We start from the raw sequence: 25,613 nt of genomic DNA, 5'->3' as shown, positions 1-25,613 counted from the left end.
CCTGAACTTGGGGAATCTCCGGACCGGCGTTGGGGTTGGGTCTGGCACGGAATGATAAGGGCGCGTTGCGCAATGAAGTTTGGACTGCGACTCCGGGGGGGCTTGCTTGCCACCCTGATCATGTTCGGCGCGCCGGTGGTTGCCCCGATTGGGGCTGCTCTTGTGTCTTCGTCTGCGCTTGCGCAGACCGTCCAGTCGATTTCCGTCGAAGGAAATCGCCGGGTCGAGGTGGAGACGATCCGCTCCTATTTCAAGCCGGGTCCGGGCGGTCGCCTGGATCAGGGCGCCATCGACGACGGCCTCAAGGCGCTGATCGAGACCGGCCTGTTCCAGGACGTGAAGATCAACCGCGGCGCCGGTGGCCAGATCGTCGTCTCCGTGGTGGAAAACCCGGTGATCGGTCGCATCGCCTTCGAGGGCAACAAGAAGATCAAGGACGAGCAACTCGGCACTGAAGTCCAGTCCAAGGCGCGCGGCACCTTCTCCCGCGCCATGGTGCAGTCCGACACGCTGCGAATCGCCGAAATCTATCGCCGCTCCGGCCGCTACGACGTCCGCGTCACGCCCGAGGTCATCGAGCAGCCGAACAACCGCGTCGATCTCATCTTCACGATCGAGGAGGGCGCCAAGACCGGCGTCAAGTCGATCGAGTTCGTCGGCAATGTCGCGTTCTCGTCCTACCGCCTGCGGGACGTCATCAAGACGCGCGAATCGAACCTGCTGAGCTTCCTTGCCAGCGGCGACATCTACGATCCCGACCGCGTCGAGGCCGACCGCGACCTGATCCGCCGCTTCTACCTCAAGAACGGCTTCGCCGACGTCCAGGTCGTGGCCGCGCTCACCGAATACGATCCGGAGAAGAAGGGCTTCAACGTCACCTTCAAGATCGAGGAAGGCGCCCAATACCGCGTCGGCGCGCTCGACTTCCGTTCCAGCATCCCGAACTTCGATCCGAACTCGATGCGCGCCTATTCGCGCGTCAATGTCGGCTCGCTCTACAACGTCGAATCGGTCGAGAAGTCGGTCGAGGAGATGCAGATCGAGGCCTCGCGCCGTGGCTATGCCTTCGCCGTGGTCCGTCCCGGCGGCGACCGCAACTTCGAGGCGCACACCGTCTCCGTCGTGTTCAACATCGACGAGGGCCCGCGCACCTATATCGAGCGCATCAACCTGCGCGGCAACACCCGCACGCGCGACTACGTCATCCGCCGCGAGTTCGACATCTCCGAGGGCGATGCCTACAACCGCGCACTGGTCGATCGTGCCGAGCGGCGCCTGAAGAACCTCGACTATTTCAAGAGCGTGAAGATCACGACGGAGCCCGGCTCGTCCAGCGACCGCGTCATCCTGATCGTCGACATGGAAGAAAAATCGACCGGCGACTTCTCGATCTCCGGCGGTTACTCCACGACCGACGGCGCGCTTGCCGAAGTCTCGGTCTCCGAGCGCAACCTGCTCGGTCGCGGCCTGTTCGCCAAGGCGTCGGTGACCTATGGCCAGTACGCACGCGGCTATTCGCTGTCGTTCGTCGAGCCGTATCTGCTCGACTACCGCGTCGCGCTGGGCCTCGACCTCTATCAGCGTGAGCAGAAGTCCAACAGCTACATCTCCTACGGCACCAAGACGCTCGGCTTCTCGCCGCGCCTCGGCTTCTCCTTGCGTGAAGATCTGGCGCTGCAGCTGCGCTACTCGATCTATCGGCAGGAAATCACGCTGCCGTTCTACCTGGCGAACTGTAACAACATCGCCGGCCCGGCGTTCAACCCGAGCCCGGCCTTCGCTGCGTCGCAGGTTCCGCCGATCGATTTGAGCTCGACCAACGGCCTCGGCTGCTACAGCGACGGCGAAGCCTCGCTGCCGGTGCGCAAGGAGCTTGCCAACGGCAAGACCCTGACCTCGGCGCTCGGCTACTCTCTGAGCTACAACACGCTGGACAACAACAAGAACCCCACCGACGGTCTGCTCGTCGACTTCCGGCAGGACTTCGCCGGCGTCGGCGGCGACGTCACCTACCTGAAGAGCGTTATCGACGCGAAGTACTACACCCCGCTGGTGTCTGACATCGTCGCCGTCGCGCGCCTTCAGAGCGGCATCCTGACCAAGATGGGCAGCGATCTGCGGATGCTCGACCAATTCCAGATGGGCCCGAACCTCGTCCGCGGCTTTGCTCCGAACGGCATCGGCCCGCGCGACCTGAACCCCTTTGGCACGCAGGATGCGCTCGGCGGCACCAAGTACTGGGGCGCTTCGATGGAATTGCAGATGCCGTTCTGGTTCCTGCCGAAGGAAGTCGGTCTGAAGGGCGCGGTCTATGCTGACGCCGGCGGTCTGTACGACTATCAGGGACCGACGACTTGGTCGGCGACCGGTGAGACGACCACCACAAGGAACTCAAACTGCATCCCGTCCACCATCAATCCGGCGACGGCGGGCACCTGTACCGGCCTCGTGTACGACGACAGCAAGGTGATCCGCTCGTCGGTCGGTGTCGGCCTGATCTGGCAGTCGCCGTTCGGACCGCTGCGCTTCGACTATGCCGTGCCGCTCAGCAAGGGCAAGTATGACCGCACGCAGGAGTTCCGGTTCGGCGGCGGCACCTCGTTCTAATTCGATCAGCAGGGCATGATCCGGCCCCCTTGGGTTTCCCTTGGGTTTTCCTTGGGGCCGGTCTCCAATAAGATCGTGCTCAATCCGGGAGAAAAGGCATGATGCGGTTTGGCCGCTTCATGTCGAAGCCGGACCGCGACGGGGTGGAATGGCGCAGCCGACCTTCTTCACAAAGCCGCCTGCGACGGCGCTGGCCGATATTGCCACGCTGACAAAGGCGCTGCTGGTCGACCCCACCAGGGGCGATCACGTCATCACGGGCTTGGCCTCGCTCGACGAAGCCGGCCCGATGCATCTGGCGTTCTTCGACAACCTCAAATATGCCGATCAGCTCAAGGCGACCAGAGCGGGTGCCTGCCTGGTCAGCCCGCGCTTCGAGGCCCAGGTGCCCGCACACGTCGCCGTGCTGCGGGCGGCGCAGCCATTTCGCGCCTTCGTCAGGATCGCGCGGGAATGGCATGGCGACGCGCTGAGGCCGCAATCCTGGGTCGGCAATGACGGCATCGCGCCGTCGGCCATCATCGATCCCACGGCCCGGCTCGAGGACGGCGTGATCGTCGACCCCCTGGCGGTCATCGGTGCGGATGTCGAGATCGGCAGCGGCACGGTGGTCGGCGTCGGCGCCGTGATCGGCCCCGGCGTCAAGATCGGCCGGGACTGCAATGTCGGCGCCCGCACCGCCATCCAGTGCGCGCTGATCGGCAACGATGTGCTGATCCATCCGGGCTGCTCGATCGGCCAGGACGGTTACGGCTTCATCTTCTTCGGCCCTGAGGGGCACCTGAAGGTGCCGCAGACCGGGCGCGTGCTGATCCAGAACAATGTGGAGGTCGGCGCTGGCACCACCATCGATCGTGGGTCCCTGCGCGACACCGTGATCGGCGAGGGCACCAAAATCGACAACCAGGTCCAGATCGGCCACAATGTGACGATCGGCCGGAATTGCCTGCTGGCGGCCCAGATCGGGCTGGCCGGCAGTTTGACCATCGGCGACAATGTGGCGCTGGGAGCAAAGGTTGGCATCAACAATCACCTCAAGATCGGCGACGGAGCCCAGGTCACTGCGATGAGCGGCGTCAAGGACGACATCCCGCCGAACGGACGCTGGGGTGGTTTTTTCGCCAAGCCGACCAAGCAGTGGTTCAAGGAAATTATCGCGGTGGAGCGCCTGGTACGCGACAGCAGGGCCGATCCGAAGGACGAGGGACGGGAATGACGGAGGGATCTCCTATTAAGTTCGAGCTGGTGGACATCAACGCGATCCTCCAGACGCTGCCGCACCGCTTTCCGATGCTGCTGATCGACCGCGTGATCAACATCCGCGCCGATTACAGCGGCATCGGCATCAAGAACGTCACCTTCAACGAGCCGGCCTTCCAGGGGCATTTCCCCGAGCGCCCGGTCTATCCCGGCGTCATGATGATCGAGGCGATGGCGCAGACGGCGGGCGTGATCGGCATCAAGTCGGTCGAGGGCACCGAGAAACCGCGCGCGGTCTATTTCCTCACCATCGACAAGTGCAAGTTCCGCAAGCCCGTGCTCCCTGGCGATACCATCGAGTATCACATGCGCTCGCTCGGCCGCCGCAAGACCATGTGGTGGTTTCACGGCGATGCCAAGGTCAACGGCCAGGTCGTCGCCGAGGCCGACGTCGGCGCCATGCTGACCGACTGAGCGGCTTACGACCCCGCGGACGGGCTCATACGCCGCAATCGTAGCGGCTGCCCGCTGCCTCGCGTCTGATCTTCCGGTTGAAGAACTGGCCCATGGACGGCGCGCCCAGGAGGCTGTCGACCGTTTCGGGATCAACGCCGCAGTAGCGGTCATACGCGCCGTTGATCGCGACGATCAGGTCCTGCTGCGCGCGGTCGTAGCAGACGCGCTGAAGCACCGTGCTGCGGGTGATGTCGCGGCATTCGAATGTCGCGAGGTCGACGGGCCGGTGTCCGCCGGTCTCGACCGTCTCGGAGACGACCGGTGCGGCCGCGAGCTGTGCGAGCAGCATTGCCAGGGCCCTGACCACGATAGCTGAAGCTCCGCATGAACGTGTTGCCGGGAAGGCCGCCTCATCCGGCACGTGAAACACGTCGAGATCATACGTCACTGGACAGATCGGGCATAGTCGGGCTAACCAGCGGAAAACCGAACGACTTCAACACATAACCAGACCTTCTTGACGAGTTAGATTGCTTGATGAGCAAGATTGATCCCACCGCACGGGTCGAGGACGGCGCCGTGATCGGCGAGGGTACCGAGATCGGCCCCTATTGCATCATCGGCCCGAATGCCGTGATCGGCGCGAACTGCAAGCTGATCGGACAGGTCACCGTCATCGGCCACACCTCGGTCGGCGACAACTGCGTGATCTCGCCGTTCGCGGTGCTCGGCGGCGCGCCCCAGGATCTGAGCTACAAGGGCGAGCCGACCCGGCTCGAGATCGGCTCGGGCTGCACCATCCGCGAAGGCGCGACGATGAACGTCGGCACCATCAAGGGCGGCGGGCTGACGCGCGTCGGCAGCGGCGGCTACTTCATGAACAACAGCCATGTCGGCCATGACTGCATGGTCGGCGACAGCGTGATCTTCGCGACGTCGGCGACGCTCGGCGGCCATTGCGAGATCGGCGATGCCGTCTATATCGGCGGCCTGTCTGCCGTGCATCAGTTCACGCGCATCGGCCCGTATGTCATGGTCGGCGGGGTCTGCGGCGTACGCGACGACGTCATCCCTTATGGGCTGGTCAACGGTCAATATGCGGTGCTGGAGAGCCTCAACCTGATCGGCATGAAGCGGCGCAAGTTCACCAAGCAGCGGCTTGCGACCGTGCGCGCGTTCTACCAGAAGCTCTTCCACGGCCCAGGCACCTTCGCCGAGCGGCTCGAAGCGTCCAGGCCGCTGGCCGGCGAAGATCCGGCGATCGCCGAGATCCTCGGCTTCATCGGCAAGGGCAAGCGTCCGCTCTGTCTTCCCGCCATCGAGAAGTGAACCTGCGATGGCCGCGGACATGACATCGGCGGCGGCAGGGATTTCATCGCCCGTCGGCGTGGTCGCCGGCGGCGGCGCCATGCCGTTTGCGGTTGCCGACTCGCTCGCCACGCGCGGCATCACGCCGGTGCTGTTTCCGCTGCGCGGCGCCTGCGATCCGGTGCAGGTGGAAAAGTTCCGCCACCGCTGGATCTCGGTCGGCCAGCTCGGGCGCGCGATGCGGCTGTTCCGCGAGGAGGGCTGCCGTGACCTGATCTTCATCGGCACCTTGGTGCGGCCTTCGCTCTCGGAGATCCGGTTCGACTTCACGACATTGCGGTTGCTCGGCAATGTCATCCGTGCCTTTCGCGGCGGGGACGATCATCTGCTGTCCGGTGTCGGGCGCATTCTCGAACAAGGCGGCTTTCGCATGGTCGGGATCAAGGACGTCGCGCCCGACCTCTTGATGCCCGAGGGCTGCATCAGCCGCGCCTGGCCGAACGACACCAGCAAGACCGACATCGAGCGCGGCCGCGCGGTCCTGACCGCGCTCGGGCCGTTCGACATCGGCCAGGCTGCCGTGGTGATCGACGGCCATGTGGTGGCGGTCGAGGATATCGAGGGCACCGACGCGCTGCTCGCGCGCGTCGCGCGGCTGCGCGAGGAGGGCCGGATTCGCGCGGCGACGGGCCGCGGCGTGCTGGTGAAGGCGCCGAAGAGCAGCCAGGACCTGCGTTTCGACCTGCCGACGATTGGCCCGCGCACCATCGAGGGCGTCGCGAGAGCCGGCCTTGCCGGCATCGCCGTGATCGCCGGCAACACCATTGCCGCCGAGCCGCAGGCGATGATCGCGCTCGCCGACGCAAAGTACCTCTTCATCATCGGCCTGCCGGCGTGATGCAGGGTCGCGATCCCAAGCGAAAGATCTTCCTGATCGCCACGGAGGAATCCGGCGACCGGCTCGGCAGCGCCTTGATGAAGGTGCTGCGCCAGCGCCTCGGCGACGGCGTGCAGTTCGAAGGCGTCGGCGGCCGCACCATGGCGCGCGAGGGGCTCGAGACGCTGTTCCCGATCGAGGAGCTGTCGATCGTCGGTTTCGCCGCGGTGGTGCAGCAATTGCCGAAGATCCTGCGCTTGATCCGCGAGACCGCGGACGCCGTGCTGGAGGCCGTGCCCGACGCGCTCGTCATCATCGACAGCCCCGATTTCACCCATCGCGTCGCGCGCCGCGTGCGGGCGCGCAATCCTGCGATCCCGATCGTCGACTACGTCTCGCCGCAGCTCTGGGCCTGGCGGCCGGGACGGGCGCGGACCATGCTCGGCTATGTCGATCACGTCCTCGGCCTGTTGCCGTTCGAGCCGGAGGAATACCGCAAGCTCGGCGGGCCGCCATGCAGCTATGTCGGCCATCCCTTGATCGAGCAATTGGGGTCGCTGCGGCCGAATGCGGAGGAGCAGAAGCGCCGCAACAGTGAGCTGCCGGTGCTGCTGGTGCTGCCCGGCAGCCGGCGCAGCGAGATCCGGCATCATATCGAGGTGTTTGGCGCGGCGCTCGGCCGGTTGCAGGCGGAGGGGCGCGCGTTCGAACTGATGCTGCCGACCATGCCGCATCTCGAAGCCACCGTCCGCGAAGGCATCGCCAGTTGGCCGGTCAAGCCGCAGATCGTGATCGGCGAGGCCGAGAAGCGCGCCGCCTTCCGGATCGCGCACGCCGCGCTGGCGAAATCCGGCACGGTGACGCTGGAACTGGCGCTATCGGGCATTCCGATGGTGACGGCCTATCGCGTCGGCGCCATCGAGGCCTTCATCCTGCGCCGCGCGATCCGCGTCTCCTCGGTGATCCTCGCCAATCTCGTGATCGGTGAGGATGTCATTCCGGAGTTTTTGCAGGAAGACTGCACGCCGGAGAAGCTCGCACCGGCGCTGTCAGAGGTGCTCACGGACAGCGATATGCGCCGCCGGCAGGTCGAAGCCTTCGCCCGTCTCGACACCATCATGTCCACAGGCAACAAAGCGCCGAGCGTGCTCGCCGCCGACATCGTGCTGGCGACCATGCGTAAGGGAACGGGCTAACTGGAGCAGGTCCTGCTGGTCTATTTCTTGGGCTGTCCGGCAGTCGTCGCGTGACTGGCCCGCGATTTACCGGACGCCTTGCTCGGCTGCACGGACGGGGCCTCCAGCGACGGACTCTCGTGGGGAACCTGAAGCGTCGATAGAAAATCGGCGCCGGCCCGCATCACGTGCTCGGCGGCAAGCGTGGCGGCCGCCCGTTCGTCGCCTGCAATGATGGCGCGCAGAATGCCGGCATGCTCATCCCAGGTACGCGCCTGACGCTCCGGATCGGTCGGTGCGAACAGCATCGCAGTCCGCTCGCGCAGTCGTTTGAGCAGATCGGACAGAACGCGATTGCGGCCGGCCGCGGCTAGCTCGTGGTGAAACTGTTGGTTGAGATCGGACAACAGGTCGTAGCGCTTGGTCGCAACCGCCTCCGAACCCTTGTTCAGCACGGCCGCGATCCGCGCCAGAATGTCCTGGTCGCGTCGGCGTGCCGCAAGCCGCGCATTCTGGCCCTCGAGCAGCGCGCGGACTTCGATGGTTTCGCGCGCCTCCTCGTCCGTCATTGCAAGGACTGACGCGCCGCGCCGCGCGGTCACTTCAACCAAGCCTTCCGATGTCAGCACGCGGATGGCTTCGCGCACCGGATTGCGCGAGACGCCGAGCTCTTCGGCGAGACGTCCCTCGACTAGCCGTTCGCCGGGTTTCAGCCGCCGGCTCAAGATGGCCTGGCGCAGTTCCTCGATGACCCTGTCGTGAAGGGAAAGGTAATCGTCACCAAGACGCCGTTTTGGGTTTTCCAACCTGCCCGCCATGAGATGACCTGCTCAGCCGCCGACTGAATATCTGAATCGCGCGGCGAGATCCAAGCCGCCATCGGCCGAACGGAATTCCGGGCAAGGGCGACAGGGGTAGACTTAGACCGGCCGGTGCACGTCGGCAAGGCGTCGCCATGACCGTCAACAGAGCGATGCGCCGGAAGTGTCCCAGCCGGTGCTCAGTCCCCGGCACGGCCTTCGGCTAGCCGGGGTGCCGGTGAGGCCGGCCTGGGCGTCCAGGACACGCTGACATTGCCAAGGAGGAACGTCTGGCACGCCATTCTGTAGCCGTCGGCGAACTGCTCCTCGCTCAGGTGCTTTCGTTCCTTCGGCTTGATTGCGTCGGTGTTCTCAAGGCCCTTCTCGATGCGGCATTTGCATGTTCCGCAAATCCCGCCGCCGCACTTGAACGGGATGCCGCCTTGCTCTCGCAGGGATATCCGCAGCAGGTTGCTGTTCTCCGGAGCCGTTACGGTCTTGCTATCGTTGGTCAGGAACGTGACTTCGATCATGACAGCCTTCGCGACTGGCGCATGCGCTTTTCGGAGATCACGACTTGCGCAGTTCCGTATCCATGTGGCCGAACGTCGTGAGGTGCTGAAGCTCGCTGAAGGCACGCTCAGGCGTTTCAAACTTCTCGAGGAACTTGGAGGGTACCTCGTTCACGATGGGGGGCGACCAGGCTTCGTCGATGACCTTGATCTTCGTATCCCTGAGCAGTTCCGCGATCACGAAGGTCGCTTTCTTCGTGCCGTAAAACAGGTAGTCGTAGGATGCGAGCGGCTTGAGCCCGTCGACGATCTCGGTCCGGAACTGTCCGGCCTTGCTGGTCAGTATCACATACATCGTTCGCAACTCCCGTGTTCTCCGCACAATCAGTCCGTCAGGTCATCGAGGACTGCGCGCGTATCCGCCCCCAAGGACCGGCCGGCGCATCAGTCGGCGTTGCCCGGCGCGACGACGTCCGCGAGCGGCGTTGCCTCCTGCGACAGCTCGATGTCGTGGGTCAGCCAGACCTGGCAGGCGAGGCGATAGCCAAGTTCAATTCTGGCTCCCAAGCGCTTCTTTTCCTTCCAGTTCGGCTCTGGCAGATGCTCGCTCCCCTTGATGATCAGGGATGCGCACTTCCCGCATTTACCCATGCCGCAGCCGTACTGAAAGTTCGGGTATGGAAACTGGCGGATGCCCGCCCGCACGACGAGATTGGTGTTTTCGTTGACCTCGCCGTGAAAGGTCTGGCCGGCCCTGTGAAAAACGACGTGGGGCATCCCGTTTCGCTCCGCTTAGGCCTGCAGCAGCGCGCGCTCTTCGGCGGGAACTCTGGTCTCAGCCATGTCGAGTTCGGACAGCGGAATGTCCTGGGCTACATAGTCGTGATAGAGCGCGGTGGTGTAGAGTAGCCGCATCTGCGCGCCGATCTCGCAGATCTTCAGGCAGCGCTGCTGCAGCTCGACGGTGTTGGCGTGCTCGAGCACGATCTGGTAGCCGCGTTCGCCGTGAATCTCATCCGACACGATGTGGAGATCGAAGAACTCGACCTCTTCATCGGTGAACTTGTACTTCTCGCGCAGGGTCGGCGTTTGCTTCCGATAGATCGACGGCACCTGCGATTCCAGGCCGACCACGAGACCTGCCACAGCCACGATCGGATCCTCGCGCATCGCGACCGAATAACACCAGCTTTGCAGCCCGCGCGTGGTGGCGGTCATGTTGTCGGGATCCTTGACCCGCGCCGCGGTCGTGCCGCAGGCCTCGGCGAAACGGATCAGAAGGTCGGTGTGGCGATCGCCGCCGATCTCCTCCTCGTACATGTTGGCCAGAAGGAAGTCCTTGGCTTCCTGATATTGCTCCGGCATCCGCGCATAGATGTAGCCGAGATAGTCGGCGAATGGGCCGACATAGTGGTAGTGGTTCTCCGCCCATGACGCGAGATGCGCCCGGCTCAGCTTTCCACTCGCCCAGGCGATGCTGAAGGGGGCCTTGTTGGCGCTCTTGCCCTTGATGGCGTTTTCAAGGGCCGTGCGAAATTCGACGTGGTTCATAAGCTTCTGCATCGTCGCGCTCCTGTCACCGCAGAGATTGGGCCGTTCAATCACGGGCCATAGGGCATTTCGTCCGCGAACTGCCATTTTAAGTATACAGTATACAATTTTTGTCGCGTGTCAACGGTTCGGACGAGCCGGCAAGATAATTCGTATGTGGATAAGTTGATAAATATCAATGATATAAAATAGTTACATGGTTCCTCAAACGTAACCTTGGATGCCTCTGCAAGGCATTCGCAGTTATTTGTTGCATTATTAGAATACAGTATACAATATTGCGACGGTTCGGGGAGCACCATATGACCATGCAGCCGCACGTTCCGATCGTCGCCGCACACTGGGTTTACCTGTTCGGCGTCGCCCTCATCGTTCTGACAATGATCTGGCGGGCCAATGTGGTCGTGCCGTCGGTCATCGCCACCGTCCTCGTCACGCTGGCCTGGACGCATAGCCCGATCGCGGCGCTCGGCAGTATCTTCAATGCGAGCTTCACCGCGGCGAAGGAGCTCTTCAACATCTTCCTTGTGATCGCGCTGATGACGGCGCTGTTGAACGCGCTCAAGGTGCTGCGCTCCGACATCCGCATGGTCGAGCCATTTCGTGCGGTGATGAAGGACGGCCATACCGCCTATTTCGTCCTGGCCGCCATCACCTACGTCATTTCCCTGTTCTTCTGGCCGACGCCGGCGGTGCCGCTCGTGTCTGCGGTGTTATTGCCGGCGGCGATCGCAGCCGGGCTGCCGCCGCTCGGCGGCGCGCTGGCGATCGCGATCGCGGGGCAGGGCATGGCGCTGTCGTCAGACTACGTCATCGGAGTCGCTCCGGGCATCAGCGCCAAGGCCGCCGGTATCGCGGTCAGCGCCGCCACGGTCGCCGACCGCGCGCTCGTGTTGTCGCTGATCACCGGAATCATCGCGCTGGTGCTGGGCTATTTCGCGATCCGCAAGTTCATCACCAAACCGGACGACAAATTGCTCGAGCGCTGGCAAGCGCAGTCGATGAACGGCGAGCTGGCGCGCATCGAGGAGGAGGGCACGTTCGACAAGGCCGAGATCGCGCGCGGGACCGCCGGCGACGGGCAGTCGTTCGCGACCCAGGAGCAGATCGACACCGAGCTCGCCGCGATTCCGAGTCGGCGCGAAAAATGGTCGAAGTTCTTCGCCGTCGCCACGCCGGTCGCGTTCCTCGCCGTCATCGTCGTAATGGTGCTCTCGAAGCTCGGCATCGGCCATGATCTCAAGGGCGGCGCTGCCGCGGCCCTGGTCGGCGGCGTCGCTGCCGCGCTGATGATCTGCGCGTCCTTTGTCACCGACCAGTTGCGGAAGTTCCTCGACGCCAGCGCCGACCATGTCACGGAGGGCTTCGTCTTCGCCTTCAGGGCGATGGGGTCGGTGTTGCCGATCGCCGGCTTCTTCTTCCTCGGCGCCGAGCCGAGCCTGTCCGCGCCGATTCTCGACGTTCCCGTGACGCAGGCGCCGAGCCTGCTGTTTGAGCTGATCCAGGCGGTGCAGGGATCGATTCCGGGCAATCAGATATTCGTCGCGTTCGGCGTACTGATCGCCGGCATGATCACCGGTATCGATGGTTCGGGTTTCGCCGGCCTGCCGCTCACCGGCTCGCTGTCGGGCGCGCTGGCGCCCACCGTCGGGCTTGATCCCGCTACGCTCGCCGCGATCGGCCAGATGGGCGCGGTGTGGACGGGAGGCGGCACGCTGGTCGCGTGGTCGTCCCTGATCGCGGTGGCCGGGTTCGCCCGCGTCCCGGTCTTCCAGATCGTGCAGACCGTCATGGTTCCGGTGCTGGTGGGACTGGCGACCTCCACGATCTGCGCCGTCTTGATCTGGCACTAGAGAAGGTTCGAACATGAGCGACGTTGCGATGAAGGCTGCGCCGATGTCCGGTGATGCGGCGCGGATCGACGAATTCCGGAACTTGATCGATGGCGAGTGGCCCCGCGGCGGAGGCGAACCCTTCGACAACCTCAATCCCGCGGATACGTCGGACATCGTTGGACGATTCCAGGCATCCACGGCGGAGGACGCGACGCGGGCCGTAGCTGCGGCGGCCGCGGCGTTCGAAGGCTGGAAGAGGACACCGATCTCGAAGCGCGCCGCCGTCCTGAACCGGGCCGCCGATTATCTCGAGGCGCATGTCGATCGAAGCGCGCGGGAGATGACGCGGGAAATGGGCAAGGCGCTCAATCTTGCCAAGGACGAGATCCTGCGCTCGGCGCAGACATTGCGGTTCTACGCTGTCGAGGGGCAGTCTTTGACCGGCGAGGTGTTTCCGAACGACGATTCCGACATGACCGTCTACACGCTGCGCGAACCGCTCGGCGTGGTATCGGTCATCACGCCCTGGAATTTCCCGATCTCGATCCCGGCCCGCAAGATCGCGCCCGCGCTCATCACCGGAAACACCGTCGTCTTCAAGCCGTCGTCCGATGCGCCGCTGAGCGGCTACCGGCTCGCCGAGGCGCTTGTCGCGGCGGGCCTGCCGAAAGGCGTGCTGAACTTCATCACCGGCAACGCCGGCGAGGTCGGTCCCGCCATTACCGAACCGCCGGTCATCCGTGCAATTTCCTTTACCGGATCGACCGCGGCCGGCGAGTACATCTGCCGCTCGGTCGGCTTCACCACCCGCACTCAGATGGAATTGGGCGGCAAGAACCCGCTGATCGTGATGGACGACGCCGATCTCGACAAGGCGGTCGACCTGACCATCAAGGGCGGCCTGTCGCTCGCCGGACAGGCCTGCACGGGTACAAGCCGCGTCCTGGTCATGAAGGCGGTGCGGGCCGAGTTCCTCGCGCGGCTGGTCGCCAGGGTGAAGGCCCTGAAGATCGGCAGCGGCCTGACGGAAGGGATGGATATGGGGCCGCTGGCCACCGCGAGGCAGCTCGATACGGTGCTGCGCTACATCGCAATAGGAAAGCAGGAGGCGACGCACGTTCACGGCGGCGAGCGGCTCACCGGCGCCGGCCATGATCGCGGCTACTACGTCTCGCCGGCGATATTTGCCGACGTCACCCAGCAGATGACGATCGCGCGCGAGGAAATCTTCGGTCCCGTGATCGCGGTCATCGATGTCGAGTCCTATGCGGACGCCATCACCAAGGCCAACGACACCGAATATGGATTGTCGGCCGCGATCGTGACGCGCAACCCGCGCGTCATGCACGACTTTGCCAACGACATTCAGTCGGGAACGGTCAAGATCAACCGCACCACGACCGGCAATCTCGTCAATGCGCCATTCGGAGGCCTGAAGCGATCGAGCACATCCACGTTCCGTGAATCCGGTCGCACGGGGTTGGAATTCTATACCCAGATCAAAACCGTCTATCGCGGATGCTGATGGACAATCTTGCCGGGCGCCGCGCGAGCGGCGGATGGCAGTCAGATGGATAAGGTGTGAGATGAAGACATCGCTCAAGCTCGAATTGCCGGAGGCCAGGCATATGGCCGCGGCCGCGCTCCGGAAGGCCGCCGAACTCGGCGTACCGGAGACGGTCTGCGTGGTCGACGATGGCGGCTATCCCATTGTTCTCGAACGCATGGACGGCGCACGCGTCACCGGCCCGCAGATCGCCTGGAACAAGGCGTTCACCGCCGCCGGACACAAGCGCGCGACGCATCTCTTCAATCAGGTGCCGAACGGTCCGGCGCTGCCCGGCAACGAAGCGTTCGGAATCCAGTGGAGCTTCGAAGGCCGATTCGCCGTGTTCGTCGGCGGCTTTCCGATCGTCGTCGACGACGAGGTCGTGGGCGGCGTGGGGCTCAGCGGCGGAAATGGCGAGCAGGATACCCAATGCGGCGTGGCCGCCTTGCAGGCCTTGCAGGACCTGCTGCGCGATCATCGCGTGCTCGTTGCCGCCGATATCAAGAAGTGATCAAGCAATCTGAGCCGGGCATGCCGACGGCTTCGACCGCAGCGCCCCACACCGCCATGCTCCACCTGTCTCCCGAGGATCGTTCGCGTCTGGCGGGGCTGAACCGGTGCTGGAACGACAATATCGTTAAGCATCGCGCCGAGGTCCTGGAAATCTATGCGCCGTTGGTCCGGCGCGCCGACACGGCGGGAATAGAGGTGCTCCGGGAGATCGGCTATGGCGCCGATCCGCGGCAGCGGCTCGACGTGTTCGTCCCACAAGGCGCCCGGAAGCGTCGGGTCCTGATCTTCGTTCATGGAGGCGCCTTTACGCGCGGCAGCAAGAGCGCCGACGGCGTCTTCTACGACAACGTCGCTTATTGGTTCGCCAGCCAGGGCTTCGTCGCGGTCAATGTGGAATATCGTCTGGCTCCCGCGGCGCCGTTTCCCGCTGGCGCTCAGGACGTCGGCCTCGCGGTCGACTGGGTGGCTAAGAACATCACTGCTCATGGCGGCGATCCCGGCGACCTGGTCTTGATGGGCCATTCGGCCGGCGGCTGCCATGTCGCGTCCTATCTGCTCGATCCGCTGGCATGGGACGCCCCCCGTGCCGGCATCGCCGCGGCCGTTCTCGTCAGCGCGCGGTTGCGCCTGGAATGCCTGCCGAGCAATCCCAACGCCGCGAATGTCGCGGCCTATTGCGGCTCGGACCCGGCCGTGCTCGAACGCTGCTCCCCCGTCAATCACGTCGAGCGCTGCCGCTGGCCCGTGTTCGTGGCGGTCGCCGAGCACGAAAACCGCCATCTTGATTCATACGGATTGGAGTTCGCGGCGCGATTGACGACGACCTGCGGGCGCGCTCCCCGCGTGGTGCAGATGCATGGGCACAACCATAGCTCGATCGTCGCGCACTTCAATTCCGGCGAAGACGAACTCGGCTGCGAGATCCTCGCCTTCGTCGCGACCAGGAAGGGACCCCCGCAATGACCGATCTTCCGCTGCCGCCCAAGCCGCCAGGCAACTACCGGCCCGCGGCGACCTTCGGGGAGTTGGTCCTGGTCAGCGGACCGGCTAGCCGAGGCCGCCGTCGACCTGAAAACACTGACGCGTGATGCGCTGGCTCTCATCGGAGGCGAGATACAGCGCCATGCTGGCGATGTCGTCGGGCGTCACTGCATCGGGAATGGCCTGACGCGTGCGAATCTCGGCGATGGTCTGCTCGTCGGGATACCACAGCCGGCGCTGGCGTTCGGTGATCACCATGCCGGGCGCAATGGCGTTGACGCGGATGCGGTCGGGACCAACCAGCCGCGCCAGTGAGTTGGTGAAGCCGACGATCGCCGCCTTTGCCGCGGCGTAGACCGGCAGCGCCGGCCCGCCGCGCATCCAGGCGATCGACGACATGTTGATGATCGAGCCGCCGCCGCGCGCCTGCATCTGCGGCACGACGGCTTGTGCGGCGAAGAAGACGTGCTTGAGGTTGACGCCGATCATCCAGTCGAACTCGGATGGCGTCACCTCGGCCAGCACCTGGCGCTGGTCGTTGGCGGCGTTGTTGACGAGGACCGCGGCATCGCCGAGCGATCCGTGGACCTGCGCGATCGCGGCGCGCAAGGCGTCGATGTCCAGGAGGTCGCAGCGCACGAAAAGTGGCGCCGCGCCGGACGCGGCCGCGACCTCCTCAACCAGCGATCCGCCGGCCGCTTCGTCGATATCGAGGAACGCGACGCGAGCGCCCTGGGCCGCGAAGGCGCGCACGAAGGCGGCACCGATGCCGCTGGCGCCACCGGTGATCAGCACCACGCGGTCCGCGAGGCCGGCATAGCTCGTCTGGGTCATGCGATCAGTCGCTCCGTCTCGGGGTCGAACAGGCAGATGCGGCGGGTGTCGAGCGCGAACGGCGCCACGGCGCCCGGCGTGGGGCGGATGTCGGGCGAGATGCGCGCCTGCGCGGGCTCGCCGCCTAGCCGCAGCAGGACGATGGTCTCGGCCCCTGTGGGCTCGACCATCTCGACCGGCGCGGTGACGACGACGGGTGCACCGGTGCTACCGGAGAACACGCGGTCCCCCTCGGCGATGCATTCCGGCCTGATCCCGAGCACCACCTCGCGCCCGACATAGGACGCCGCGGCATCGTAACCCTGGAGGCGGAGACGGACCTCGTCCGGGCGTCCCGCGCCGATCACGACCACCGGCCCGTCGGCGTCGGCATCGAGCCGTGCGGGCATCGTGTTCATGGGCGGCGAGCCCATGAAGCGGGCGACGAACAGATTAGCGGGATAACGATACACCGTATCGGGGTCGGCAAACTGCTGCACGCTGCCCTGATGCATCACCGCGATCCGGGTCGCCATCGTCATCGCCTCAATCTGGTCGTGGGTGACATAGACGATGGTGGCACCGATGCGCTGATGCAGGCGCTTGATCTCCATCCGCATCTCCACGCGCAGTTTTGCGTCGAGATTGGAGAGCGGCTCGTCGAACAGGAAGAGCAGGGGATCGCGCACCAGCGCCCGGCCCATCGCCACGCGCTGACGCTGGCCGCCGGACAGTTGCGACGGCTTGCGGCCGAGCAGTGGTTCGATCTGGAGCAGGCGAGCCACATTCGCCAGTGCCTTCTCCTGCTCGGCCTTCGGCACATGCCGGCATTCCATGCCGAAGGTGATGTTCTGGCGCACCGTCATGGACGGATAGAGCGCGTAGGACTGGAACACCATGGCGATGTCGCGGTCCTTGGGCGGGACGTCGTTGACGACGCGTCCGCCGATCTCGATCGTCCCCGCGCTCGGACGGTCGAGCCCGGCCACGATGTTGAGCAGCGTGGACTTGCCGCAGCCGGACGGCCCCACCAGCACGGTGAACTCGCCGCTCTCGATATCGAGATCGATGCCCTTCAGCACCTCCAGATTGGCGTAGCGCTTTGACAAGGTACGGATGCTCAGCGCTGCCATGACGGCTCCATCATTTCACGGCTCCAGCGGTCAGGCCGCGTACGAAGTACTTGCCGCCGATCAGATAGATCAGCAGGGTCGGCAGAGCGGCGATCATCACCGCGGCGCTTTGCACGCCATGCTGCGGGATATCGGCGACCGCGGCGGACAGCGCGATCAGCGCGGCGGTGACCGGCTGCTGCTGACCGGTTGTGAATGTCACGCCATAGAGAAACTCGTTCCAGATATGCGTGAACTGCCAGATCACGGTGACGACCAGGATAGGCGGGGAGAGCGGCAGAATGATGCGCCAGAAAATACGAAAGAACCCGGCGCCATCGATACGCGCAGCTCTTATCAACTCCTGCGGGATGGCAGTGTAGTAGTTGCGGCAGAACAAGGTGGTGAAGGAAAGCCCCTGGATCGTGTGGATCACGACCAGGCCCGTCAGCGTGTTCATCAGGCCCGTATCGCGCAGCACGATGGTCCAGGGCAGCAAACGCATCTGCTGCGGAAGAAAGATGCCGAGCGTGACGATACCGTAAATCCAGCTGTCGCCGCGAAAGCGCCAGAGCGAAACCGCGTAACCGGCGATCGCACCAAGCAGGGTGGAGAAGATCGTCGCGGGAATGGTCACGAGCGCGGAGTTCAGCACGTATGGCCGGATGCCGGCGCACGTCTCGGCGACGCAGAAACCGCTCCAGGCGGCAGCGTAATTGCTCCAGGCCAGATGTTGCGGCCAGCCGATCATCGACCCCTGCGCGATCTCCTCGTTGCTGCGGAGCGAATTCAGCACGACAACAGCCAGTGGCGCGAGCCATGCTACCGCGATCAAGAAAACGACGAGATAGATCAAAATCCGGCTTGGTGCGAAGGTTCGGTCACGCATGGTTCGACCGCCGCCGTTGGACATATCGCCACGCTGCATAGGGCAGCAGCACCGCGAGAAGAATGAGCAGCATGAGCACTGCCGCCGCCGCTCCTCGTCCGAGCAGGCTGCGCTGGAACATCAGGTCATAGACGACAAGCGCTGGAAGCTGCGTCGCGATTCCAGGCCCGCCATTGGTGAGCGCGCGGACGAGGTCGAAGGTCGAAATCGCGAACTGCAGCTGGATGACGATGACGGTGATGGTGATCGGCCACAGCGTCGGCAGGATGACGCGGCGGTACATCCGGATCGGTCCGGCGCCGTCGATCTGCGCGGCCTTGATCAGGTCGGCATCGACGGAGCGGAGGCCGGCGAGGAAGAGCGCCATGGCAAAGCCCGAGGATTGCCAGATCGCAGCGATGACAATGGTCCAGATGGCCATGTCGCGGTCGATCAGCCAGTCGAACCGGAAGGAAGTCCAGCCGAGGTCGCGGACCAGCTTCTGGATTCCAAGGCCGGGGTTGAGCAGCCAGCTCCAGACCGTGCCCGTGACCACGAACGACACCGCCAGGGGGTACAGGAAGATGGATCGCAGCAGGTTCTCGCCGCGAATGCGCTGATCGAGCAGGATCGCAAGCATGAGGCCGGTCGCCAGACTCAGCAACACGAAGGCGCTGCCAAAGAGCAGCAGATTGTCGAGGGCGATCTGCCAGTTTCGCGATGCCGCAACCGCGGAATAGTTGCGCAAACCCACCCAGCCCGAGACCGGGACCAGAGTGGATGGCGTGAACGATATCCAGATCGTCCACAGCGAAAACGCAATGAGGTGCGCAGCCGACAACAGCAGCGGCACCCAGATCGTCAGAACTTCGGGCAGCCGGCGCACCGCGTCAGAGGCCGCCGGCCGGCCCAATCTTGTCGAGACGGCGTTGGTCAACGTGCGCCCTCGACGGCCTCGGCGAGGCGAGTGGCCGCCTGCTCCGGCTTGATCGTCTTGTTCTTCACGTACTCCGTGATCACATCGATCATCGCCGCGGTCATCCCGTTTTCCTGCGCCATATTGTGCGCGAGGCTGAGGACCGCCTGATTGCTGGCGATGGCATCTTTCAGAGCAGCTGCGGTCCGCCGCTGACCGTCCGACCAGCCTTCACCGGAAAGATCGACATCCGTTCGCACGGGGATCGATCCCGTGATCTGCGAATACATCGTCTGGATCGCGGGATCCATGACGAGCTGGGCCATCAGCGTCTGGCCGGCTTGCAGGTCGGGCTCCTTGCGCTGCCAGAATATGAAGGCATCGGCGTTCAACAGGAAGACCGGCTTGGCATTGTCGCTGGGGCCTGGCGCGATGATGAAGTCCTCGAACTTGAAACCGGCATTGCGCAATACGCCCTGCGCCCAGCCGCCCATGATCATCATGCCCATGTCGCCGTCGATGAAGCGCTTCAGGTTGGTCGAAAAGTGTTGGGCGCCGACGTTGGGGTCCATCCAGTCGGCGATCTTGCGCACCTGTGCGAACGCGGCCTTGATCTCGGGACCCTCCAGGGTCTTCTTCTCGAGATTCATGATGGCGGCGCGGTATGCGATGGGACTGATGCCCGCCAGAGCGGCCTCGAATTTCTGCCCATCGTCGGGGCGGGTGCCGCCATTGGCGACGGGATATGCGACGCCGCCTGATTTCATCTTTTCGGCGAGATCATTGAAGTCGGCCCAGGTGACCGGGATCTTGTCGGCCTTGGCCTTGTCCATCGCGCGCCTGGAGAGGAACAGCATGTTGGTGCTGTAGATCTGCAACGGCAGCGCGATCCACTTGCCGCCCGGCTTGTGCAATTTCGCGAGGTCTGGCGCGACGACCTTCTCGTAACCTGCAGCAGCGACGACAGCGTCGAGATCGACGGTCGGGGCGATCTTCGACCAGGCCGCGATCTCGGGGCCCTTGAGCTGCGAACATGCCGGCGGATCGCCGGCAATGATCTGAGCGCGCAGCTTGTTCATCATCTCGGTGGTGAACCCGGGGACGGGCGAGTGCTGCCAGACGCCGCCTTTCTCCTCGAATTTCTTGCCGAGCGCGGTGATCGCCGCGCCGTCGCTGCCTGCGGACCATTGCGAGATCGCGGTGAGGCGCGGCTTGACCGCGCCTTGCGCCCGGGCAAATGCCGGCAGCGCGAGCGCGGCAGCAGACCCAGCGAGCAGACGGCGCCTTGTTGTTGTGATCGGCATGGCAAGTTCCTCCCGGTGTGAACTCTCTTGCGCGACAGCCGCGCAGCTTCAGGGCATCTCAGGCGGCCTCCGTCGATGCGGCCGGCATACCGCCGCGGCAAGCAAGGCAGAACGCAGCAAACGCCAGCGCGGCCCTGGGATCATTGCCATTCGAGGGCGGCACGAAAGCGAGCGACACCTGCGCATGCTCAGGGCCGCCGAGCAGGCTGGCGTCGACGCCGTCGACCAGCGCCTTTCGATCGTCCTCCGCAAGGAGCGACGGCCAGCCACTGATTGCAACGCCGCGGCATGGCTTGACGTTCAGCGTGTTGCCGATCGCGAGCCCGAGCCGGAACAGCCGCCGCTGCAGTTCCTGGCGAGCGCGCGCCGAGAGCGGGACCGCGGTCACCCAATCGCTGCCGAGCTGAAGCAGTTCGGCCTCGGAAACACCAAGGAGCTCGGCCAGGGCGGGAAGCGACGTATAGGCTTCGACGCAACCGTGATGGCCGCAGCGGCAACGCGGTCCGTCGGTGCCGAACACCATGTGGCCGAGTTCGACCGGCTGGAGTGCATCGGCCTCGGTCGGATCGTCCACCCAGGTGCCTGCGACGCCCTGGCCGACGAAGACGAAGAGATGCGCGCCGCTGAACGGATAGTTCTCCCTGCGGCAGCGGTGAAAGGTGGCGTGTGCGACGACCGAATTGGTGAACTCCACCGGCACGCCGGCAAACATCTGGGCGAGCATGGCGCCGATGCGCCCGACGTCGCAGGGGATGATCGGATTGGCCGACATGCTCAGCCGGCCGAGGCCTGGAATGGAGACGCCGATCTGTGCAAGCGCGATGCGGCGCCGCCGCGTCCAGTCACGCAGCAATGTCAGCGCCTCGCGAAACACCCCGCCGACGGACTCGGCCGTGGGCTTTGCCGGTAGCGCCACACGCTCCGTATAGTGCAACTCGCCCGACAAGGTCCCAACGCCGACGCTGAGCCACTGGCCGGTCAGCTCGACGGCCGCAAGCGCCACCGAACCATCGAGCGACACCAGGCCCGTCGGGCCGCCGACGTAAGGGGCAGGGCGCCGCACCTCCTCGATCAGGCCTTCGGCCTTCAGATCAAACAGGATGCGCGACAGGCTCGCTTCCGACAGGCGCACGGCCTTGGCCAGAGGCGGGCGAAACGAACCGCCCGACTGAAGCAGATGAGTCAAAATGGCAGCCCGCGTCTGCCGCCGACTTCTCGGCTGCTCCGGCATTTCCATCCCTGTCGTCATTCTTACTTAGTGTAAGAATTTGCGCGCGGAGCGTTTCAACTGTCAAGCGTTTGCGGGGGAGAGGCACCGACTTGTTGTTGTGCGCGGCAACAAGATTGATGAGCGCAACCTGCATTCGCAGAGCAGCGACACCACTCAGGAGAAACGGGCGACGTCGACGATGATCCGGTTGCGATTGTCCGGGTCGACCAGGACTGGCAACTCGCCCCCGACGGCGGTGCGGCTTTCGCGGCGGCTTGAACTGCTGAATGACATGCGCGTGACTGCTTCCCAACCCGGCCCGCCGCTCGGGTCGCTCACCGAGACCGTAATGTCCCACGTCCCGCCCGGCGCGCTGCTCGGTTGCACCTCGTGCGCGGTTAACACCTTCGCCGTGGTCGGGACTAAACCCAGGGCTCCAGCGCCGCCGGCGAGCGCAATCTCCATCTGCTGAGGCGTCAGGCCATTGACCAGACCGGGCGACGATGCCGAGTGCTCCACCTCGCGCCAGATGCCGGGAAACGGCCGGCGGCTTGGCGTGTCGGCCTGCTGCTCGCCGCGCAAATGCTCCGCGAGCCGTTCGGACGCGTCTCGCTCGGTCGGCACCAAATCCCATTCGATCCTGAACCGTGTGGGATCAGCGAGGTCCAGGGTGACCGGAAGCACCGTCCCGGGGCGCGGCCATTTCGGCTTGGGAACGTCGTAAGCGCTGTACCGCACGGCGGTCGCCGCGATGCGCTCCGCGGTGACGACCCCGTCAATGTCGCACCGGGGATAAAGCACCATCTCGCCGGCCGCATCGGGGAACGGCGAACAGGCCGCGACCTGCAGCCATCCCTCCACCGGGTTCGTGATCCGCATCGGCTCGCCCTGCGCTTTGCTCGCTGTTCCCGGTATCCTGCCAAACAAAAACGGCGCCATCGTGAGATGGCGCCGTTTCGAAAGCCGTGCTGGCTGAAGACTTACTTGCGATCCTTGATCGCCACGTAGTCGCGGCGGGTGACGCCGGTGTAGAGCTGGCGCGGACGGCCAATCTTCTGCTGCGGATCCTCGATCATCTCGCTCCACTGGCTGATCCAGCCGACGGTGCGGGCGACCGCGAACAGCACGGTGAACATCGAGACCGGGAAGCCCATCGCCTTCAGCGTGATGCCCGAATAGAAGTCGACGTTCGGGTACAGCTTGCGGTCGATGAAGTACTGGTCGCTGAGCGCGATCTTCTCGAGCTCCATCGCCACCTTCAGCATCGGATCGTCGCCATGGCCGGTCTCCTTGAGCACGGCGTGACACATCTTCTGCATGATCTTGGCGCGCGGATCGTAGTTCTTGTAGACGCGATGACCGAAGCCCATCAGGCGGACTTCGCTGTTCTTGTCCTTCACCTTGGCGATGAATTCCGGAATCTTGTCGACCGAACCGATCTCGGCGAGCATCGCGAGCGCGGCTTCGTTGGCGCCGCCGTGGGCCGGGCCCCAGAGGCAGGCGATGCCGGCGGCGATGCAGGCGAACGGGTTGGCGCCGGAGGAGCCGGCGATGCGCACCGTCGAGGTCGAGGCGTTCTGCTCGTGGTCGGCGTGCAGGATGAAGATCTTGTCCAGCGCGTCAGCCAGCACCGGATTGATCTTGTACTCCTCGCACGGCACGGCGAAGCACATGTGCAGGAAGTTCTCGGCGAACTTCAGCGAGTTCTTCGGATACACGAAGGGCTGGCCGATCGTGTACTTGTAGGCCATCGCCGCCAGCGTCGGGATCTTCGCGATCATGCGCATGGAAGCGATCATGCGCTGCTTCGGGTCGTTGATGTCGGTGGAGTCGTGGTAGAACGCGGCGAGCGCGCCGACGGAGGCCACCATGACGGCCATCGGATGGGCGTCGCGGCGGAAGCCCTGGAAGAAGCGGGCCATCTGCTCGTGCACCATCGTGTGATGGATCACGCGGTCGTCGAAATCCTTCTTCTGCGCGGCGGTCGGCAGGTTCCCGTAGAGCAGGAGGTAGCAGGTCTCCAGGAAGTCGCCGTTCTCGGCGAGCTGCTCGATCGGATAGCCGCGGTATTCCAGCACGCCCGCGTCGCCGTCGATATAGGTGATCTTGGACTGGCAGCTCGCGGTCGAGGTGAAGCCCGGGTCATAGGTGAACAGGCCCGACTGGCCGTAGAGCTTGCCGATATCGATGACATCAGGCCCGACGCTGCCGCTGTGGATCGGGAGATCGTAGTTCTTGTTTCCGACCGTCAGCGTGGCGGTCTTATTGCTTGCTTTTGCGTCCATCGTAGGTCCCCGATGTATGGTGAAACGGGCCGGACCCGGAAGGCCCCAATAACATGGTGGGGCAGGCCGGATGTTCCAGAAGGTACGGGGGAGATGGGTATATTATTGCTGTGTGCGCTGCAAGATGGCGCCGCGCATGCTCGACTTACGTCTAGCCTGGTCCTTGCCTAGTCCTTGGCCTGATCCTTAAGCCGACCCAAACTTTCCTGGCGTCCCAGCACGTCCAAAACCTCAAATATACCAGGCGACGTGGTCCGTCCGGTCAGCGCCGCCCGCAGCGGCTGGGCGACCGCGCCAAGCTTGAGACTATTTTCCTCGGCAAAGGCGCGCAGCGCGGCTTCCGTCGTGGCGCCGCTCCATGTCTCGACATTCTCCAGCGCGGAATGAAGCTGGCCGATCAGCTTGCGGTTGTCGGGCGTCAGCAGCGCCTGCGCCTTGGGATCGAGCTCCAGGGGCCGGTCGGCGAAGATGAAATAGGCGCTGTCGATCAGCTCGATCAGCGTCTTGGCGCGCTCCTTCAGGGCCGGCATGGCCTTGAGAAGCTGCGCGCGCGTGGTGTCGTTTAACTTGGCCTTAAGCTCGTCGCGGCTGGGCACGACGTGGTCCAGCACATCCTCGAACATCTTCACGAGTGATTGATCGTCGGCGTGGCGGATGTAATGGCCGTTGAGGTTTTCGAGCTTGGCGAAGTCGAAGCGAGCAGCGGCGCGGCCTACGCTCGAGAGGTCGAACGCCGCGATCATCTCCTCGGTCGAGAAGATCTCCTGGTCGCCATGGCTCCAGCCGAGCCGCACGAGGTAGTTGCGGAGTGCGGCCGGCAGGTACCCCATGGCGCGGTAGGCGTCGACGCCGAGTGCGCCGTGGCGCTTCGACAGCTTCGAGCCGTCCGGGCCGTGGATCAGGGGGATGTGGGACATGCTCGGCAGCGCCCAGCCCATCGCATCATAGATCTGCTTCTGGCGGGCGGCGTTGATCAGATGGTCGTCGCCGCGGATGACGTGGGTGACGCCCATGTCGTGGTCGTCCACGACCACCGCGAGCATGTAGGTCGGGTTGCCATCGCCGCGCAAAAGGACGAGGTCGTCGAGGTTCTCGTTCTGCCAGACCACGCGGCCCTGGACTTGGTCCTCGATCACGGTCTCGCCGGTCTGCGGCGCGCGCAGGCGGATGGTCGGCTTGACGTCGCTCGGTGCCGTGGCCGGGTCGCGGTCCCGCCACATGCCGTCATAGAGGCGAGTGCGGCCCTTCGCGCGCGCCTTCTCACGCATGGCGGTGAGCTCCTCGGCGGTGGCGTAGCAGCGATAGGCCTTGCCGTCGGCGAGCAGCTGCTCGGCGACCTCGCGGTGGCGGGCGGCGCGGCTGAACTGGTAGATGACGTCGCCGTCCCAGCCGAGCTCGAGCCATTTCAACCCGTCGAGGATGGCGCCGATCGCCGCCTCCGTGGAGCGCTCCCGGTCGGTGTCCTCGATCCGGAGCAGCATCTTGCCGCCATGCTTCTTCGCATAGAGCCAGTTGAACAGCGCCGTGCGGGCACCCCCGATATGGAGGAAGCCGGTCGGCGAGGGAGCAAAGCGGGTGACGACGGAATCGGTCATTCTTGGCAGGGCCTATGCATTGGAAGCGGTGGTGTATAGCAGGACCGGAGCATAACTAAAGCCCACGGCGGACCTGCCAGGCCTTGCTTAAGCTCTTGGCTCAGCCTCGCGAATTTGGCAGAAGGACCGCTGATTTCCCTACAGGA

At 64.5% G+C, this 25,613-nt stretch carries 25 protein-coding genes; 10 read left to right on the top strand and 15 right to left on the bottom strand.

The window, feature by feature from the left end; translation table 11 throughout:
* The first annotated feature begins 72 nt into the window (after positions 1 to 72).
* The 3 genes from bamA (at position 73) to fabZ (ending at position 4,281) form a co-directional block, all read left to right on the top strand.
* On the top strand, positions 73 to 2,607 hold the full coding sequence (gene bamA, locus WN73_RS18540; protein ID WP_028171754.1) for an outer membrane protein assembly factor BamA: 2,535 nt from the start codon (positions 73 to 75) through the stop codon (positions 2,605 to 2,607).
* 148 nt (positions 2,608 to 2,755) lie between these two features.
* Positions 2,756 to 3,823, top strand: a complete 1,068-nt coding sequence (gene lpxD, locus WN73_RS18535) for a UDP-3-O-(3-hydroxymyristoyl)glucosamine N-acyltransferase (RefSeq protein WP_011087620.1) — start codon at positions 2,756 to 2,758, stop codon at positions 3,821 to 3,823.
* A complete protein-coding gene (gene fabZ / locus WN73_RS18530; protein WP_011087619.1) occupies positions 3,820 to 4,281 on the top strand; it encodes a 3-hydroxyacyl-ACP dehydratase FabZ in 462 nt (153 codons plus the stop codon). Before lpxD ends, fabZ begins: the two co-directional genes overlap by 4 nt.
* A 25-nt stretch (positions 4,282 to 4,306) precedes the next feature.
* Here the strand turns inward: fabZ and WN73_RS18525 are convergent, their stop codons facing one another.
* Positions 4,307 to 4,630 carry a KTSC domain-containing protein gene (locus WN73_RS18525; protein ID WP_271554175.1) on the bottom strand — a complete coding sequence of 108 codons (324 nt, stop codon included), beginning with the start codon at positions 4,628 to 4,630 and terminating at the stop codon, positions 4,307 to 4,309.
* A 170-nt stretch (positions 4,631 to 4,800) separates the two neighbouring features.
* On the opposite strand from WN73_RS18525, the gene lpxA reads away from it, so the two are divergent.
* The 3 genes from lpxA to lpxB are packed head-to-tail and all read left to right on the top strand — an operon-like array spanning position 4,801 to position 7,644.
* The gene (gene lpxA, locus WN73_RS18520; protein WP_011087617.1) at positions 4,801 to 5,592 is read left to right on the top strand and encodes an acyl-ACP--UDP-N-acetylglucosamine O-acyltransferase; all 792 of its coding nucleotides are present in this window, start codon (positions 4,801 to 4,803) and stop codon (positions 5,590 to 5,592) included.
* A gap of 19 nt (positions 5,593 to 5,611) precedes the next feature.
* Positions 5,612 to 6,469 carry an LpxI family protein gene (locus WN73_RS18515; protein WP_271554188.1) on the top strand — a complete coding sequence of 286 codons (858 nt, stop codon included), beginning with the start codon at positions 5,612 to 5,614 and terminating at the stop codon, positions 6,467 to 6,469.
* Positions 6,466 to 7,644: a lipid-A-disaccharide synthase gene (gene lpxB / locus WN73_RS18510; protein WP_271554173.1), complete on the top strand. Its 1,179-nt coding sequence runs from the start codon at positions 6,466 to 6,468 to the stop codon at positions 7,642 to 7,644. Before WN73_RS18515 ends, lpxB begins: the two co-directional genes overlap by 4 nt.
* A gap of 20 nt (positions 7,645 to 7,664) precedes the next feature.
* Here lpxB and WN73_RS18505 read toward each other — a convergent pair whose 3' ends face one another.
* The 5 genes from WN73_RS18505 to WN73_RS18485 all read right to left on the bottom strand — a co-directional run bounded on the left by WN73_RS18505 (position 7,665) and on the right by WN73_RS18485 (position 10,498).
* Positions 7,665 to 8,441 (bottom strand): GntR family transcriptional regulator, encoded by a 777-nt coding sequence (locus WN73_RS18505; RefSeq protein ID WP_063623008.1) that lies wholly within the window; start codon positions 8,439 to 8,441, stop codon positions 7,665 to 7,667.
* Between the two features lie 182 nt (positions 8,442 to 8,623).
* The gene (locus tag WN73_RS18500) at positions 8,624 to 8,956 is read right to left on the bottom strand and encodes a 2Fe-2S iron-sulfur cluster-binding protein (RefSeq protein ID WP_028171759.1); all 333 of its coding nucleotides are present in this window, start codon (positions 8,954 to 8,956) and stop codon (positions 8,624 to 8,626) included.
* Between the two features lie 37 nt (positions 8,957 to 8,993).
* Positions 8,994 to 9,290: a hypothetical protein gene (locus WN73_RS18495; protein WP_028171760.1), complete on the bottom strand. Its 297-nt coding sequence runs from the start codon at positions 9,288 to 9,290 to the stop codon at positions 8,994 to 8,996.
* 89 nt (positions 9,291 to 9,379) lie between these two features.
* Entirely contained in the window at positions 9,380 to 9,712 is a 333-nt protein-coding gene (locus WN73_RS18490; protein ID WP_039184585.1) for a 2Fe-2S iron-sulfur cluster-binding protein, read from the bottom strand.
* 15 nt (positions 9,713 to 9,727) lie between these two features.
* Positions 9,728 to 10,498: a TenA family transcriptional regulator gene (locus tag WN73_RS18485; protein WP_049832404.1), complete on the bottom strand. Its 771-nt coding sequence runs from the start codon at positions 10,496 to 10,498 to the stop codon at positions 9,728 to 9,730.
* A 290-nt stretch (positions 10,499 to 10,788) separates the two neighbouring features.
* On the opposite strand from WN73_RS18485, the gene WN73_RS18480 reads away from it, so the two are divergent.
* From WN73_RS18480 to WN73_RS18465, 4 genes are read left to right on the top strand one after another with little or no spacing between them, the layout of a single operon-like run.
* Positions 10,789 to 12,339, top strand: coding sequence for a hypothetical protein (locus WN73_RS18480; RefSeq protein WP_271554170.1), 1,551 nt, complete (start codon positions 10,789 to 10,791; stop codon positions 12,337 to 12,339).
* 13 nt (positions 12,340 to 12,352) lie between these two features.
* Positions 12,353 to 13,846 (top strand): aldehyde dehydrogenase family protein, encoded by a 1,494-nt coding sequence (locus WN73_RS18475; protein WP_271554169.1) that lies wholly within the window; start codon positions 12,353 to 12,355, stop codon positions 13,844 to 13,846.
* A gap of 34 nt (positions 13,847 to 13,880) precedes the next feature.
* The gene (locus WN73_RS18470; protein ID WP_312000465.1) at positions 13,881 to 14,381 is read left to right on the top strand and encodes a GlcG/HbpS family heme-binding protein; all 501 of its coding nucleotides are present in this window, start codon (positions 13,881 to 13,883) and stop codon (positions 14,379 to 14,381) included.
* 20 nt (positions 14,382 to 14,401) lie between these two features.
* On the top strand, positions 14,402 to 15,346 hold the full coding sequence (locus WN73_RS18465) for an alpha/beta hydrolase (protein ID WP_271554167.1): 945 nt from the start codon (positions 14,402 to 14,404) through the stop codon (positions 15,344 to 15,346).
* An 84-nt stretch (positions 15,347 to 15,430) separates the two neighbouring features.
* Here WN73_RS18465 and WN73_RS18460 read toward each other — a convergent pair whose 3' ends face one another.
* The 9 genes from WN73_RS18460 to gltX all read right to left on the bottom strand — a co-directional run bounded on the left by WN73_RS18460 (position 15,431) and on the right by gltX (position 25,467).
* A complete protein-coding gene (locus tag WN73_RS18460) occupies positions 15,431 to 16,198 on the bottom strand; it encodes an SDR family NAD(P)-dependent oxidoreductase (RefSeq protein WP_271554166.1) in 768 nt (255 codons plus the stop codon).
* A complete protein-coding gene (locus WN73_RS18455; protein WP_028171766.1) occupies positions 16,195 to 17,310 on the bottom strand; it encodes an ABC transporter ATP-binding protein in 1,116 nt (371 codons plus the stop codon). The genes WN73_RS18460 and WN73_RS18455 overlap by 4 nt, the downstream gene beginning before the upstream one ends.
* Before the next feature lie 10 nt (positions 17,311 to 17,320).
* A complete protein-coding gene (locus WN73_RS18450) occupies positions 17,321 to 18,178 on the bottom strand; it encodes a carbohydrate ABC transporter permease (RefSeq protein WP_028171767.1) in 858 nt (285 codons plus the stop codon).
* Positions 18,171 to 19,094 (bottom strand): carbohydrate ABC transporter permease, encoded by a 924-nt coding sequence (locus tag WN73_RS18445; RefSeq protein ID WP_028171768.1) that lies wholly within the window; start codon positions 19,092 to 19,094, stop codon positions 18,171 to 18,173. The genes WN73_RS18450 and WN73_RS18445 overlap by 8 nt, the downstream gene beginning before the upstream one ends.
* The gene (locus WN73_RS18440) at positions 19,091 to 20,377 is read right to left on the bottom strand and encodes an ABC transporter substrate-binding protein (RefSeq protein WP_028171769.1); all 1,287 of its coding nucleotides are present in this window, start codon (positions 20,375 to 20,377) and stop codon (positions 19,091 to 19,093) included. The genes WN73_RS18445 and WN73_RS18440 overlap by 4 nt, the downstream gene beginning before the upstream one ends.
* 58 nt (positions 20,378 to 20,435) lie before the next feature.
* Complete coding sequence (locus WN73_RS18435) at positions 20,436 to 21,614, bottom strand: ROK family transcriptional regulator (RefSeq protein ID WP_028171770.1); 1,179 nt, start codon at positions 21,612 to 21,614, stop codon at positions 20,436 to 20,438.
* A gap of 147 nt (positions 21,615 to 21,761) precedes the next feature.
* Complete coding sequence (locus tag WN73_RS18430; RefSeq protein ID WP_028171771.1) at positions 21,762 to 22,526, bottom strand: hypothetical protein; 765 nt, start codon at positions 22,524 to 22,526, stop codon at positions 21,762 to 21,764.
* A 41-nt stretch (positions 22,527 to 22,567) separates the two neighbouring features.
* Positions 22,568 to 23,872, bottom strand: coding sequence for a citrate synthase (gene gltA / locus WN73_RS18425; protein ID WP_011087607.1), 1,305 nt, complete (start codon positions 23,870 to 23,872; stop codon positions 22,568 to 22,570).
* 167 nt (positions 23,873 to 24,039) lie between these two features.
* Positions 24,040 to 25,467 carry a glutamate--tRNA ligase gene (gene gltX, locus WN73_RS18420; RefSeq protein ID WP_271554160.1) on the bottom strand — a complete coding sequence of 476 codons (1,428 nt, stop codon included), beginning with the start codon at positions 25,465 to 25,467 and terminating at the stop codon, positions 24,040 to 24,042.
* Positions 25,468 to 25,613: the final 146 nt, after the last annotated feature.

The sequence above is a fragment of the Bradyrhizobium sp. CCBAU 45394 genome, from assembly GCF_028128655.1.
GTDB lineage: Bacteria > Pseudomonadota > Alphaproteobacteria > Rhizobiales > Xanthobacteraceae > Bradyrhizobium > Bradyrhizobium diazoefficiens.
Note: the sequence above shows the minus strand (reverse complement) of the source record. Positions and strands in the feature narration are given on the sequence as shown.

Excerpts from the sequence above, each read along its gene's own strand:
- WN73_RS18440 (WP_028171769.1), bottom strand. The coding sequence starts at position 20,377 with ATGCCGATCACAACAACAAGGCGCCGTCTGCTCGCTGGGTCTGCTGCC.
- lpxD (WP_011087620.1), top strand. The coding sequence starts at position 2,756 with ATGGCGCAGCCGACCTTCTTCACAAAGCCGCCTGCGACGGCGCTGGCC.
- WN73_RS18515 (WP_271554188.1), top strand. The coding sequence starts at position 5,612 with ATGACATCGGCGGCGGCAGGGATTTCATCGCCCGTCGGCGTGGTCGCC.
- WN73_RS18475 (WP_271554169.1), top strand. The coding sequence starts at position 12,353 with ATGAGCGACGTTGCGATGAAGGCTGCGCCGATGTCCGGTGATGCGGCG.
- WN73_RS18495 (WP_028171760.1), bottom strand. The coding sequence starts at position 9,290 with ATGTATGTGATACTGACCAGCAAGGCCGGACAGTTCCGGACCGAGATC.
- gltX (WP_271554160.1), bottom strand. The coding sequence starts at position 25,467 with ATGACCGATTCCGTCGTCACCCGCTTTGCTCCCTCGCCGACCGGCTTC.
- WN73_RS18450 (WP_028171767.1), bottom strand. The coding sequence starts at position 18,178 with ATGCGTGACCGAACCTTCGCACCAAGCCGGATTTTGATCTATCTCGTC.
- WN73_RS18435 (WP_028171770.1), bottom strand. The coding sequence starts at position 21,614 with ATGGAAATGCCGGAGCAGCCGAGAAGTCGGCGGCAGACGCGGGCTGCC.
- fabZ (WP_011087619.1), top strand. The coding sequence starts at position 3,820 with ATGACGGAGGGATCTCCTATTAAGTTCGAGCTGGTGGACATCAACGCG.
- WN73_RS18490 (WP_039184585.1), bottom strand. The coding sequence starts at position 9,712 with ATGCCCCACGTCGTTTTTCACAGGGCCGGCCAGACCTTTCACGGCGAG.
- bamA (WP_028171754.1), top strand. The coding sequence starts at position 73 with ATGAAGTTTGGACTGCGACTCCGGGGGGGCTTGCTTGCCACCCTGATC.
- WN73_RS18500 (WP_028171759.1), bottom strand. The coding sequence starts at position 8,956 with ATGATCGAAGTCACGTTCCTGACCAACGATAGCAAGACCGTAACGGCT.
- WN73_RS18460 (WP_271554166.1), bottom strand. The coding sequence starts at position 16,198 with ATGACCCAGACGAGCTATGCCGGCCTCGCGGACCGCGTGGTGCTGATC.
- WN73_RS18485 (WP_049832404.1), bottom strand. The coding sequence starts at position 10,498 with ATGCAGAAGCTTATGAACCACGTCGAATTTCGCACGGCCCTTGAAAAC.
- lpxA (WP_011087617.1), top strand. The coding sequence starts at position 4,801 with ATGAGCAAGATTGATCCCACCGCACGGGTCGAGGACGGCGCCGTGATC.
- WN73_RS18430 (WP_028171771.1), bottom strand. The coding sequence starts at position 22,526 with ATGGCGCCGTTTTTGTTTGGCAGGATACCGGGAACAGCGAGCAAAGCG.
- WN73_RS18455 (WP_028171766.1), bottom strand. The coding sequence starts at position 17,310 with ATGGCAGCGCTGAGCATCCGTACCTTGTCAAAGCGCTACGCCAATCTG.
- gltA (WP_011087607.1), bottom strand. The coding sequence starts at position 23,872 with ATGGACGCAAAAGCAAGCAATAAGACCGCCACGCTGACGGTCGGAAAC.
- WN73_RS18465 (WP_271554167.1), top strand. The coding sequence starts at position 14,402 with ATGCCGACGGCTTCGACCGCAGCGCCCCACACCGCCATGCTCCACCTG.
- WN73_RS18505 (WP_063623008.1), bottom strand. The coding sequence starts at position 8,441 with ATGGCGGGCAGGTTGGAAAACCCAAAACGGCGTCTTGGTGACGATTAC.
- WN73_RS18480 (WP_271554170.1), top strand. The coding sequence starts at position 10,789 with ATGACCATGCAGCCGCACGTTCCGATCGTCGCCGCACACTGGGTTTAC.
- WN73_RS18470 (WP_312000465.1), top strand. The coding sequence starts at position 13,881 with ATGGCAGTCAGATGGATAAGGTGTGAGATGAAGACATCGCTCAAGCTC.